Below are 12422 nucleotides of genomic sequence, written 5' to 3' on the forward strand. Positions count from 1 at the left end.
GGGATAAGCAGACCGCGCCAAGCACCTGCCCGTGGGCGAGGCCCTGCTCGGCCGCGTGGTCGATGGTGCCGGCCGCCCGCTCGACGGCGCCGGGCCGCTCGGCACGCAGGAAACGCGCTCGCTGCAGGGTCGCCCGATCAACCCGCTGGCCCGCGCGCCGATCAGCCAGCCGCTCGACGTCGGCATCCGCGCCATCAACGCGCTGCTCACCGTCGGTCGCGGCCAGCGCCTCGGCCTGTTCGCCGGGTCGGGCGTGGGCAAGTCGGTGCTCATCGGCATGATGGCGCGCTACACCTCCGCCGACGTCATCGTTGTCGGCCTGATCGGCGAGCGCGGTCGCGAGGTCAAGGAATTCATCGACCATAGCCTGGGGCCGGAAGGCCTCGCGCGCTCGGCGGTCGTCGCCGCACCGGCCGACACCAGCCCGCTGATGCGCATGCAGGGCGCGGCCTACGCCACAACAATCGCCGAATACTTCCGCGATCAGGGCAAGCAGGTGCTGCTGATCATGGATTCGCTGACGCGCTATGCGATGGCGCAGCGCGAAATCGCGCTGGCCATCGGCGAGCCGCCGGTCACGCGCGGCTATCCGCCAAGCGTGTTCGCCCGCCTGCCGGCGCTGGTCGAGCGCGCCGGCAACGGCCCCGAAGGCGGCGGCTCGATCACCGCCTTCTACACCGTGCTTGCCGAAGGCGACGATCAGCAGGACCCGATCGCCGACTCGGCACGCGCCATCCTCGACGGTCACTTCGTGCTGTCGCGCAGCCTGGCCGACCAGGGCCACTACCCTGCCCTGGACATCGAGCAGTCCATCTCGCGTGCGATGCACAACCTGGTCGGCGACGACCACTTCGCCGTCGTGCGCCAGTTCAAGCAGTTCTTCTCGCGCTACCAGCGCTCGCGCGACCTGATCGCGGTCGGCGCCTACCAGGCGGGCGGCGACCCGGTGCTGGACACGGCGGTGCGCCTGTACCCGCGCCTCGAGGCCTTCCTCCAGCAGGGCATCAACGAATGCGAGCCCTACGACAGCGCCCTGCAGAAACTTGCGCAGGTGTTCTCGGGCGGCGCGTGACAGGGTCCGCACCGGTCCGACGCCGGGGGAAGACCCTGCGCGCGCCAGGGGCTAGAATGCATGAACCCCCTGCCGACCCACGATTTCCGACTCTTCGTCGCAGCCCCAGATGAGCAATCAGTTTCACCTGCAGCCCCTTCTCGACCTCGCCCAGACCCGCACCGATGACGCCGCGCGCCGCCTGGGCGAACTGGTTGCGGCGGAACGGGACGTCGCGCAGAAGCTGCAGATGCTCGAGGACTATCGCCACGAGTACAACGAGCGCTTCGTCGAAGCCGCCCGCGGCGGGCTCAGTCCGGACGCATGGCGCAACTACGGCGCCTTCATCGCCAAGCTGGACGAGGCAATCCTCGCACAGCGCAGGGTGGTCGAGCAGTCGCGTACCCAGACCACGCTAGGCCAGCAGCAATGGCTTGCGCAGCGCAACAAGCTCAAGGCGTTCGACACGCTGTCGCAGCGCCATCAGGCCGGGATCGCCCGCAGCGAGGCGCGCCAGGAACAGAAGATGGCCGACGAGCACGCTGCCCGCAGGGGCCTGGCGAGCTTCGACGGCGACGGAACAGCGAACGACTGAAGCGCCGGAGCGTGCCGCGCAAGGCGGCAAACGGATCGATGGCACGTCTCTTGCTTTGAGAGCCTTGCTCATTCGTACAAGAGGCGCCCAGACCATGTCCGCAACCGTTTCCGCCACCAGCCTGACTCAGGACTTGCAAGGCAAGCTCGGTCCAAACCTGTCCGACCGAGCCATGCTCGTCGGCCTTGGCGGCCCAGGCAGTCAACCGGATTCCTTCTCGCGCACGCTGCAAAGTCAGTTGCGCAACCAGCAGTCGGCGCGCGCCGAGACAACGTCATCGCGTGCCGAATCCGCCGCCACGCGCACGCGGGAGACCGAACGCAGCCCTCAACGCGAGGCCGTGCGCGAACCCGAACGCACGCCGTCACGCACCTCGACGGCCTCGGGCGAACGCGCCGAGGGCGACGCGCAGACCAACCCGAACAGCGCGAGCCCCGAAGCGCCCACCGGCAAGCAGGGCGATGGAAATTCGGCCCAGCAGGATGCCGACCGGCGCCCGGAGACCGAATCCGACACGGCAAGCGCAGCACGGACCGACAACCCCGACGCGGCGGCGGTTGCCGGTCTGCCGGCAGCGATTGCCGCCCTGCGCGCGGAAACGACGACGGACAGCGGTGAGGCCGACCTGCTTGCGGGTGACAGCGCCGGCAAATCGCTTCAGAATGCCGGCCTGCTGACGAAAAGCGATGCAGGGTCGGCTAACGCCGGACAGTTGCCCGACGCTGCGCTGCAGGGGCGCCTGCCGATCGCCGCACCCGCACTGGCTGCCGACAAGACGGCCAGCGCCTTGCAGGCGCTCACGACCGAGGGCGGCGGCGATGCAATCCAGCAGCCGGGCCAGGCATCGGGAGGGCATCACGGCACGAACCTGTTCAGTGTCCTGCGTCACTCAGCGGCCACGACACCGGCCACGCCACAACTGCCGGTCCAGACGCCGGCGGGCCAGCAGGCGTGGGCCGAGGATGTCGGCAATCAGGTTCGATGGATGCTCGGCCGCGCGGAGAGCAAGGCCGAGCTGGTCCTGACGCCACCGAACCTGGGCAAGCTGGAGGTCTCGATCGCACTCAACGGCGACCAGACGACGGCGCAGTTCGTTGCCTCGAGCCAAGCCGCCCGCGACGCGCTCGAACAGGCGCTTCCGCGCCTGCGCGAGATCCTCGAGCAGGCCGGCATCAGCCTGGGGCAGGCCAACGTGAGCACCTCGGAAGACCAGGGGGCGGGCGCCGAAGGCGGCGGACAAGGCCAGCGTGGCGGCAGCAGCGAGACAACAGCGGACACGACCGACGGTGCAAGCCGGACGACGTGGCTGCGACAACACGACGGACTGGTCGACACCTTCGTCTGAAGCGCTTGAATTGGGGCTGCTCTGCCCCACTTTTCCACGCTTCGCGGCGTGCGATCTTCCGGGATAATTCTTGCAAGGTATCAGGAGGATCGCATGGCCAAGGCGCCAACCAAACCGGAAGCAGGCGAGGACGCAGCCCCCAAGAAGAAGGGCAAGCTGCTCATCATCATCGTCATCGTGCTGCTCGTGCTGCTGATCATCGTCGCAGGTGGCGTTGGCGCACTGCTGCTGCTCAAGAACAAGGACAAGGGGAGCGAAGAGGCCACCGCAGACGCAGTCGTCGCGCCGCAGGCAGCCCCGGTCGTCGATCTGTCCAAGCCGCCCACCTTCGTGCCGCTCGATCCGTTCACCGTGAACCTGCGCCGTGACGAGGGCGACCACTACCTGCAGGCGGTCATCGTGCTGCGGGTCTCGGACCCCAAGCTCGGCGAAAGCCTCAAGGGCTTCATGCCCGAGATCCGGCATCGCATCAACCTGCTGCTCTCGAGCAAGCTGCCGTCCGAACTGTCGACGACGGAAGGTCGCGAATACCTGGCCGCCAGCATCGTCGACGAGGCCAATACCGCGCTCGGCTTCCCGGTCCAGACCGACGCCCGCGGCCGCACGGCCTCGAACGGCCCGATCCAGGCCGTGCTGTTCAACTCCTTCATCATCCAGTAGCGGACAACCACCATGTCCTCGGATTTTCTCTCTCAGGAAGAGGTTGACGCCCTGCTCAGGGGCGTCACCGGGGAATCCGACGAGCCCGAGGTCGAGGAGGAGTCGAGCGAGGGCGTGCGCCCCTACAACCTGGGCACACAGGAACGGATCGTGCGTGGGCGCATGCCCACGATGGAGCTGATCAACGAACGCTTCGCGCGCTACCTGCGCATCGGCTTGTTCAACTACATGCACCGCAACACGGAGGTGTCGGTCGGACCGATCAGGGTGCAGAAGTACGCCGAGTTCGTCCGCAACCTCGTCGTGCCCACCAACCTCAACCTGGTGACCGCCAAGCCCATGCGCGGCACCGGGCTGGTGGTGTTCGACCCCAACCTCGTCTTTCTGGTCGTGGACAACATGTTCGGCGGCGACGGGCGCTTCCACACGCGCGTCGAGGGCCGCGACTTCACGCCGACCGAGCAGCGCATTATCCAGGGCATGCTCAATGTGGTGTTCACCGAGTACGCCAAGGCATGGGCGCCGGTGTTCAAGCTCGAGTTCGAGTACGTGCGCTCGGAGATGAACTCGCAGTTCGCCAACATTGCCACGCCGTCCGAGATCGTCATCGCAACCACCTTCTCGCTCGAGATGGGCGGCGCCCAGGCCGAGATGCACGTGTGCTTCCCGTACTCGATGCTCGAGCCGATCCGTGACTTGCTCTACTCGACGATGCAGAGCGACCACATCACGTCCGACCGACGCTGGATCAAGTTGCTGTCGCGCCAGTTGCAGACCGCGGAAGTCGAGCTGCGCTGCAACCTGGGAACCGCGCGCGTCACCCTGCGCGACATCGTCGACATGCGGGTGGGCGACGTGATTCCGCTCAACGTGCCCGAGGTCCTGCAAGCCGAGGTCGATGGCGTGCCGGTATTCGAGTGCCGCCAAGGAACCAAGAACGGGCAATACGCCATCCGGGTGGAGCGTTTCCTCGCGCAGGAAGAGGAGCCCTCGCCCTTGTTAGCTGGAGGCCAGAATGGCTGATGACGATCAGATTTCCGACGACGATTGGGCAGCCGCGATGCAGGAGCAGGCGGCCAGCGAAGCCGGCACCGCCACCGACGACGAAGCCAGCCGTGTTGCCGCAGAGCTGGCGGCCGCGGCGATGGGCGACTCGCCCTATCAGGCACGCCCTGCGAGCCAGATCTTCGAGGACTTCGGCGCGGGTGCCGGCAACAAGGGCACGCTGAACGACTTCGACATGATCCTCGACATCCCGGTGCAGATCACCGTGGAGCTGGGGCGCACCAAGCTGTCGATCCGGAACCTGCTGCAGCTGGCCCATGGTTCGGTCGTCGAGCTCGAGGGCCTGGCCGGCGAACCGATGGACGTGCTCGTCAATGGCACGCTGATCGCCCAGGGCGAGGTCGTGGTGGTGAATGACAAGTTCGGCATCCGCCTGACGGACATCATCAGTCCCGCCGAACGCATGCGAAAGATCCGCAACTGAGCACCGGACTGCCGTGCATCGCCTGACTCTGGCCCCGACCCTGACTCTGGCCCTGCTCCTGACCGCACCCGACGTCATGGCGCAGGCGGCCGATGCACCGGCCGCCATGGGCAGCCCCTCCAACGACCTGACCGGCAGCCTGATGCAGATGCTGTTCGGCCTCGCCGTGGTCATCGCCCTGCTGCTCGCCTGCCTGTGGGTGATCCGCCGCCTGGCCGCCCCACGCGGCAGCGCCGCGGCGATCAAGGTGCTGGGCGCCGCGGCCGTGGGGCCGCGCGAACGCGTGGTGCTGGTGCGCCTGGGCGAACAAGTGCTGGTGCTGGGCGTGGCACCCGGCAGCGTCACCAAGCTGCACGAGATGAAACCCGAAGACCTGCCCCTGCCGACCGAGGGACACACACCCCCATTCCCGTCCAACCGGGCCTTTTCGGCCTGGTTGAAGCAGGCCATGGAGCGACGCGATGCACGCTGATCGCGCCATCCGGCTGACGACGATGCTGCGCATCGGCCTGGCGCTGGCGCTCGCCGGCCTGCCCGTGCTCGCCCAGGCGCAGGCCCTGCCCGCCATCACCACCACGACCACGCCGGCCGGCGGCACCACCTACAGCCTGACCATCCAGACGCTGTTGCTGATGACGCTGCTGAGCTTCATCCCGGCAATGGTGCTGATGATGACGAGCTTCACCCGCATCATCATCGTGTTCTCGCTGCTGCGCCAGGCAATGGGCACGCAGACCTCGCCGCCCAACCAGGTGCTGCTGGGGCTCGCGCTGTTCCTCACCTTCTTCATCATGGCGCCGGTCGCCGAGCGTGTTTATACCGACGCCTACCTGCCGATGTCCGAAGGTCAGATCCAGTTCGACGAGGCACTGCAGCGCGCCTCGGTGCCGGTGAAGACCTTCATGCTCGCCCAGGTGCGCGAGCCGGACCTCGAACTCTTCGCCGGCCTGGCCAAGGTGCCACCGGTGGAAAAGGCCGAGGACCTGCCGATGCGGGTCGTGATCCCCGCCTTCGTCACGTCCGAACTCAAGACTGCCTTCCAGATCGGCTTCATCGTCTTCATTCCCTTCATCATCATCGACATGGTGGTCGCCTCGGTGCTGATGTCGATGGGCATGATGATGATGTCGCCGGTCATCGTTTCGCTGCCGTTCAAGATCATGCTGTTCGTGCTGGTCGACGGCTGGACGCTGCTGATCGGCTCGCTGGTCAACAGCTTCGCGGTCTAGCGCAGGAGAAGCCGCCATGACGCCCACCGCTGTCATCGAACTCGGCCGCCAGGCCGTCGAAGTCACCCTGATGGTGTCCGCACCGCTGTTCCTGGCGGCGCTCGTCACCGGCCTGATCATCAGCATCTTCCAAGCCGCCACCCAGATCAACGAGATGACGCTGACCTTCGTGCCCAAGCTCGTCGCCATCTTCGTGACCCTGGTGCTGGCCGGCCCCTGGATGATCACGATGCTCACCGACTTCATGCGGCGGCTGTTCGAGTCCATCCCGTCGATGATCGGCTGACGCCGGCCCGTCGCCCAGGAAGATGCTCAGCGTCACTGCCGCCCAGCTCGACGCCTGGCTTGCCGCGCTGATGTTCCCGCTGGCGCGCATCCTCGGGCTGTTCGCCTCGGCGCCGATCTTTTCCAACCGGGGCGTGCCGGCGCGCGTGCGCCTGGCAATCGGCCTGGGTGTGGCGATCGCGCTGCTGCCGGTGATGCCGCCCATGCCCGACGTGCCGCCCAGCTCCGGCGTCGGGCTCGCGATCTTCGGCCAGCAGATCTTCATCGGCATTGCCGTCGGCTTCATGATCCGCATCGTGTTCGCCGCGGTGGACATGGCGGGCGCGCTGATCGGCATGCAGATGGGCCTGTCCTTCGCCATCTTCTTCGACCCCGACGCCGGCGGACAGACCGCGGTGCTGTCCGACTTCCTCAACCTGATCGCCACCCTGCTCTTCCTCGCCATCAACGGCCACCTGCTGATGATCGAGGTGCTGGTGCGCAGCTTCGAGTGGCTGCCGGTGGGCACCGACATCGTGCGCGCCGAAGGCTGGGGCTACATTGCCCGCGCCGGCCTCACCGTCTTCGCCGCCGGCCTGCTGCTGTCGCTACCGGTGATCGGCGTGCTGCTGGTGGCGAACATCGCGCTCGGCGTGCTGACCCGCGCCGCGCCCCAACTCAACCTGTTCGCGGTGGGCTTTCCGGTCACGCTCACGGCCGGCTTCATCGGCGTGCTGCTGATCATGACCAACTTCGCGCCGGTGCTGCAGACCCTATTCGAACGCGGCTTCGACGAGATCGGCCGCATGCTCGAAGCGCTGGCGCCGCTGCCGCGGCGCTGAGGGCCCTTCCACGGCTTACAGCGCCGGGAAGATGTGCGAGCGTACGAGCTGGATCTCGGCGTTGGCGTAGCGGTGCGCGAACGGGCGCGTCGACTCGATGCCCTCTTCGTAGCGCACGATCTCGTAGCCCGCGAAGCCGCCTGCCTCCACCAGCTGGCGCGCATTGCGCAGGAAGACCTGACGGGCCTCGCCGTCGCCACCGGTGAAGAGCGACTTCATGCGCAGCGCCATGCGCACGCGGTCCTTGCCCGCCTCGCGCACGTCGATGCGCCATGTCGGGGCGAAGGGGTCGTAGATGGCGAATGCAATCAGTCCCCCGGCGATATATTCGGGCTCGAGCATCTTCAGGTCGCTCAGCATCATCAGCCCACCGGCAATCGCTGCCACCGGCCCGCCATAGTCGCCCGCCACCTGCTCGGCCTGCTGCAGCGCGCGGGACATTGACGAGGACTTGCCCTCCTCGGGCGCAGTCGCGCATCCGGCAGCAAGGAGGGCGGCAGTCAGGGCAAGCAGGACGCGCATGACGATACTCAGCTGAGGTAGTTGAACAGCGAAAGGCCCGACACCCGCATGAAGGACTGCTGCGCAGCCTGCAGATAGGTCTGCTGCTGTGTCAGGCGCGAAATCGCTTCGGCGTAATCCACGTCCTGCAGGCCGGACAAGGTGGACGCGTACTGCAGGTCAAGATCGCTGCCGAGACTGGCGAGCGCTTCGGTTTCGGTAAGCTGCGAGCCGATCTGGGCGCGGGTCTTGAGGATGTTCTCCTGCCCGGCGTCGAAGGTCTCGAGGGCAAAGGCGACGGCGCCCGTCATGCCTGAAGCGCCGGGCTTCTCGAGTGCGGAGGCGAACATCGCCATGTTGTTGAGCAGGTTGGTCGAGGGGACGAAGATCTCGAACGCGTCGCCGCTTTCCACGGTGGACGCCGAAAGATCGAATGTGATGCCTTCAATCGTTACGGAGCCACCCGCGGGGAAGGTGCTCGGCGCCATTGCCACTTCCGTTCCGTCCTGCCCGAGCTTGGTCACCTCGTAGGAGCCTGGGGTGCCGTCGGTGTAGACGAACTGATAACGTGTTGCCGGATTCGCCAGCGCCGGATCGACGGCGCTGATGGTCGGCCCCCCCTGCCCGGCGTTGTCCGGCTTTGCATAAAGCTTGACCGTATCCGGATTCAGCGCCAGCGTCCGGTCGAAGACATCGGACCCCGGCAGGCTGACCGGCATGTAGCGCGAGGCCGAGACCTGGATCGTGCGTTCGCCCTGGTCGCCGTTGTAGGACACGCCGGACAGGCCGCCGTCGTAGGGCTGCTGCTGCGACCGGTGGCCACCGAAGATGTAGTCACCGGTGCCATCCTGGCTGTTCGCGAGCGAGAGCATCGCTTCGAACTGGGCCTTCATGTCGGTCGCCATGTAGCGCAGATCTTCTGGGGCCAGCGCGCCGTTGCCCGCCTGCACTGCACGCTCGCGCACGTAGTGCAACACATCCCCGGCGCTCTGCAGGCGCGATTCGAGCAGCTTCATGGCGTCGCCGGCATAACCGATGTTCACCGAGAACTGGCCGTTGACCGCCTTGGTCTGGCCGATCTCGAGCGCTCGCGCAGAGGCGATCGGATCGTCGGCGGGCGTGAGCACGCGCCGGCCGGTGGAGACCTGCTGCTGCGTGTGCAGGATGTTCTTCCATTGGTTCTGGATCGCACCGACGCCGCGGTCGTAGATCATGGAGGTCGAGATACGCATGATGATCTCCGGAATGTGCCGGCTCAGCGGCCGATGCTGATGAGTTCGTCGAACAGCCGCTGCGCCACCGTCATGACGCGCGCCGAGGCCTGGTAGGCGAGTTGATAGCGGACCAGGTTGGCCGCCTCTTCGTCCAGGTTGACGCCCGAGACGCTGTCGCGCGCGCTCGTGGCCTGGTCGAGCAAGGATTCCTGAGCGGCTTCGTTGACCTGGACCTCGCGCGTCTTGTTGCCGACCGTGGTCACCGTCTGGGCGTAGAGCGACTGGAAGGTGGCGGTGGGCCGGCCGCTGGCGTCGGCACCCAGGACCTTGGTCGTCTGCAGCGCGCCGAGCGCAACCGCATTGCGGTTGTCGGCTACACCGGCGACGCTGGGCGCGAAGCTGAACACGTCTCCGTTCTCCGGCGTGCCGCTGACGCGGAAATCGAATTCGTAGCCATCAGTGCTCGTGATGCGGAACTGCACACCAGAGGAATCGGTGCCGGGGTTGTAGGCAATCGAGCTGCCCGGTGTGTAAGCGGGATCAACGATCCATTCTCCCGAAGTGGAATCCTTCGTGAGCCGTGAGATCGTGTAGGCGGCCGGGACAGTAGGAACGGCAAGGTTCGCGCCATCAAACGTCAAGTCAATCGCCGAGAAGTCCGGCACCCCGTCACCCGAACCGTCCATGCCGGCGATGTCGCGGATATCGATGTTGGCGACCTTGCCGGTCCCCTGATTCGTCAGCGGCGACGTCACCGAGACCGGACCGCCGGCCGCGATCTCACGCGGGTCGGAGATGCCCACGGCGATGTTGCGGGCGGCGTTGCGCGTAGGCTGGATCAGCAGGCCAGGCGCAGAGAAGTCGCCAGCAGCCGAGACATTGATCTCGAGTCCGCCGCCACTGACGATATAGGGATCGGCCACCGACCCCGTACCTGACAGCCGAACGGCGGCATTCGGGTCAGTCGCCGATGCTTCGTAACGCTTTCCGCCGAAGGTCAGCCAGAAGCTGCCGCCAACCTTCTCGAGCAGGTAGTCGGTCGAGACGACGTTCTTGACGTCGCTGACCGCCACGCTGACGCCCGCCACCGCCGGCACCACGGTCGGGGCGATCGGCTTGAAGAAATCCTTCCCGAGAACGCCCTCGAGATCGACCCCGAGCTTGTGCTGTGCGTTGAACGTCTCCGTGATCCCGAGCGCGATGAGGCCCAGCTCGTTCTGCGCAGCGTCGAGCGAGACCCGGCGGAACTCCAGCAGCCCGCCCAACTCGCCGCCGCTCAGCAAGGACTCGGCAATCTCGATCGTATTGCCACCGGGTGCCGTCAGCGAGATCGCGCCGCGCTGCGGGTCGGCAGCGCTCGGGATCACCTGGAACTGGGAAACCGTGCCACGCAGCACCAGAGGCTGCCCGGAGCCGATGAACACGGAGACCGCACCATTGGCCTTGCCGCTGTCCGTTTCGTCAACGACGGTGATCTGCACCAGCTTGTTCAGCTCGGCCAGCAGCTGGTCGCGCTGGTCGAGCAGGTCGTTGGCCGGCGCGCCGGCGCCGCCCGCCTGGGCGACGACGATGCGCTGGTTCATCTCGGCGATCGCCTTGGCATAGGTGTTGATCGACTCGACCGTCTGGACGATGCCACCCTCGACCCCCTGGCGGACCTCTTCGAGGCGGGTGTTCAGCGACTGGAAGCGCGACGCGAGCGCCTGGCCATTGGAAATCAGGGACTGGCGCGCCGCCACGCTGGTGGGGTTGGAGGCCACTTCCTGCACGCCAGCAAAGAAGTTCGCCAGTGCGGGCGACAGTCCGGTCGTGCTGTCGGCAAGCAGGTTGTTGATCTGGCCGATCTGGGCGCTGTAGGCACCGTACTGCGCGCGCCGGTTATCGGCCTGCAGGACCTGGTTCTCGAGAAACTGGTTGTACGAGCGGGTGACGGAAGTGACGTCGGTGCCCTGCCCGAAGAAGCCCGCGCCGGTGAACAAGGGCGGGCGCGCGGCCTGGCCAACCGTCTGGCGGTGGTAGCCGACGGTCCCTGCGTTGGTGATGTTGTGACTGGTCGTATTGAGCTGGGCCTGTGCCGCGTTGAGGCCCGAGACTCCGATGTTGAGCATGCCAGCCATGATGGTCTTCCTGATCTGCGATTACCTGACAGGAGAACAGCAAGAAGCTTGCCACCCCTGAAGCGGCAATATCAGCCGATGGAGGCCAGGGCGTTGCGCAGCGTGGCGCCACCGATGATGCGGGTCAGCTTGTCGGCGTAGTGCGGATCGGTGGCATAGCCAGCGTCCTGAAGGCCGCGGGCAAAGCCGCTGACCTCCGTCTGGCCGAGCACGCCGGCGTAGCGCGGGCTGCGCGTCATCAGCTCGGCATAGTCGCGGAAGGACTCAGCGTAGGACGTGTAGGCCCGGAAGCGGGAAGGCTCGGTGTAGGCCCGGCCGCCGGCATACTCGGTGACGGCCCGGTCGACCGTCTTGCCGGTCCAGGCCGAGCCAGCCTTGATGTTGAAGAGGTTGTAGCTCGGGCTGCCGTCGGCATGGCGCAGCTGCTTCTCGCCCCAGCCGGTCTCGAGTGCGGCCTGCGCCACCATGAAGGCGGGCGGGATACCGGTGCGCTTGCTCGCCTCGACGGCATGCGGCCACACCTCCGTCACGAAGTTACGGGCCTGCGAGGACACCGCACCGGTGGCATCGCGCGCACTCTGGATCGCTTCGCGGAAGCGTGCCTCGAGCAAGGCATTGTCGACCGTGGAGCCGACATCGAAAGCGGGCGTGTCCTTGGCGCCGGACAAGGCATCCGGGCTGGCGGCAAGCGCAGCGCGTTGCATCGCGGCAGAAATTGCCGGCCGGCGGGTGACGCCGGCAAGGTCGAAGCCGCCACCGCCCTGCTCCGGCGGAATCAGCGCATCGATCGCACTGGTCTTGTCGTCCTTACCGCCGAGCTGGCGGTAGATGGTCTCGGACAGCCCGGTGCCGCGCCCCTGGGACAGGTTCAATGCGAGCTGCTGGTCGAGCAGGCTCTGGTATGTGCGCGTCTGGTCACTGTCGAGCATGCTGTTCGACGGCGTCGCCTCGCGCATCGACTTCATCACCATCTGCATGAAGAGCGCCTCGAACTGCTTCGCGGCGGCACGCAGGGTGTCGTTCGACTGGCCGTCGGTGCGCGCCAGCCGTTGCAGGTCGCGCAGCGAATTGGGATCGAAAGCGTTGAGCTGGACACCGGCGTTCATGTCGCTGAC

At 66.6% G+C, this 12422-nt stretch carries 13 protein-coding genes and 1 pseudogene; 10 read left to right on the forward strand and 4 right to left on the reverse strand.

Features of this window, described 5'->3' with window-relative positions; all coding sequences use genetic code 11:
* Positions 1-7: 7 nt before the first annotated feature.
* The 10 genes and pseudogenes from C664_RS16625 to fliR form a co-directional block, all read left to right on the forward strand.
* Positions 8-1072, forward strand: a pseudogene (locus tag C664_RS16625) (FliI/YscN family ATPase); the annotation flags it as partial.
* 109 nt (positions 1073-1181) lie between these two features.
* Entirely contained in the window at positions 1182-1646 is a 465-nt protein-coding gene (gene fliJ, locus C664_RS16630) for a flagellar export protein FliJ (RefSeq protein WP_004264526.1), read from the forward strand.
* 94 nt (positions 1647-1740) lie between these two features.
* Positions 1741-2991, forward strand: a complete 1251-nt coding sequence (locus C664_RS16635; protein ID WP_004264528.1) for a flagellar hook-length control protein FliK — start codon at positions 1741-1743, stop codon at positions 2989-2991.
* Between the two features lie 93 nt (positions 2992-3084).
* A complete protein-coding gene (locus C664_RS16640) occupies positions 3085-3651 on the forward strand; it encodes a flagellar basal body-associated FliL family protein (protein ID WP_004264532.1) in 567 nt (188 codons plus the stop codon).
* Positions 3652-3663: 12 nt separating this feature from the next.
* Positions 3664-4674, forward strand: coding sequence for a flagellar motor switch protein FliM (gene fliM, locus C664_RS16645; protein ID WP_004264534.1), 1011 nt, complete (start codon positions 3664-3666; stop codon positions 4672-4674).
* Complete coding sequence (gene fliN / locus C664_RS16650; RefSeq protein WP_004264535.1) at positions 4667-5140, forward strand: flagellar motor switch protein FliN; 474 nt, start codon at positions 4667-4669, stop codon at positions 5138-5140. The genes fliM and fliN overlap by 8 nt, the downstream gene beginning before the upstream one ends.
* Before the next feature lie 13 nt (positions 5141-5153).
* A complete protein-coding gene (fliO, locus tag C664_RS16655; protein ID WP_004264538.1) occupies positions 5154-5612 on the forward strand; it encodes a flagellar biosynthetic protein FliO in 459 nt (152 codons plus the stop codon).
* Positions 5602-6369, forward strand: a complete 768-nt coding sequence (gene fliP / locus C664_RS16660; RefSeq protein ID WP_004264540.1) for a flagellar type III secretion system pore protein FliP — start codon at positions 5602-5604, stop codon at positions 6367-6369. The genes fliO and fliP overlap by 11 nt, the downstream gene beginning before the upstream one ends.
* 16 nt (positions 6370-6385) lie before the next feature.
* Entirely contained in the window at positions 6386-6655 is a 270-nt protein-coding gene (gene fliQ / locus C664_RS16665; RefSeq protein WP_004264542.1) for a flagellar biosynthesis protein FliQ, read from the forward strand.
* A 22-nt stretch (positions 6656-6677) separates the two neighbouring features.
* Positions 6678-7475: a flagellar biosynthetic protein FliR gene (gene fliR, locus C664_RS16670; RefSeq protein ID WP_004264544.1), complete on the forward strand. Its 798-nt coding sequence runs from the start codon at positions 6678-6680 to the stop codon at positions 7473-7475.
* A 15-nt stretch (positions 7476-7490) separates the two neighbouring features.
* Here the strand turns inward: fliR and C664_RS16675 are convergent, their stop codons facing one another.
* The 4 genes from C664_RS16675 to flgJ all read right to left on the reverse strand — a co-directional run bounded on the left by C664_RS16675 (position 7491) and on the right by flgJ (position 12413).
* Positions 7491-7997, reverse strand: coding sequence for a hypothetical protein (locus tag C664_RS16675; protein ID WP_004264547.1), 507 nt, complete (start codon positions 7995-7997; stop codon positions 7491-7493).
* An 8-nt stretch (positions 7998-8005) separates the two neighbouring features.
* Positions 8006-9208: a flagellar hook-associated protein FlgL gene (gene flgL / locus C664_RS16680; protein WP_004264550.1), complete on the reverse strand. Its 1203-nt coding sequence runs from the start codon at positions 9206-9208 to the stop codon at positions 8006-8008.
* Between the two features lie 23 nt (positions 9209-9231).
* Positions 9232-11307, reverse strand: a complete 2076-nt coding sequence (flgK, locus tag C664_RS16685) for a flagellar hook-associated protein FlgK (RefSeq protein WP_004264552.1) — start codon at positions 11305-11307, stop codon at positions 9232-9234.
* Positions 11308-11378: 71 nt separating this feature from the next.
* A complete protein-coding gene (flgJ, locus tag C664_RS16690; RefSeq protein ID WP_004264554.1) occupies positions 11379-12413 on the reverse strand; it encodes a flagellar assembly peptidoglycan hydrolase FlgJ in 1035 nt (344 codons plus the stop codon).
* Between the last annotated feature and the right edge of the window lie 9 nt (positions 12414-12422).

Source organism: Thauera sp. 63 (assembly GCF_000310165.2).
Lineage (GTDB): Bacteria > Pseudomonadota > Gammaproteobacteria > Burkholderiales > Rhodocyclaceae > Thauera > Thauera humireducens.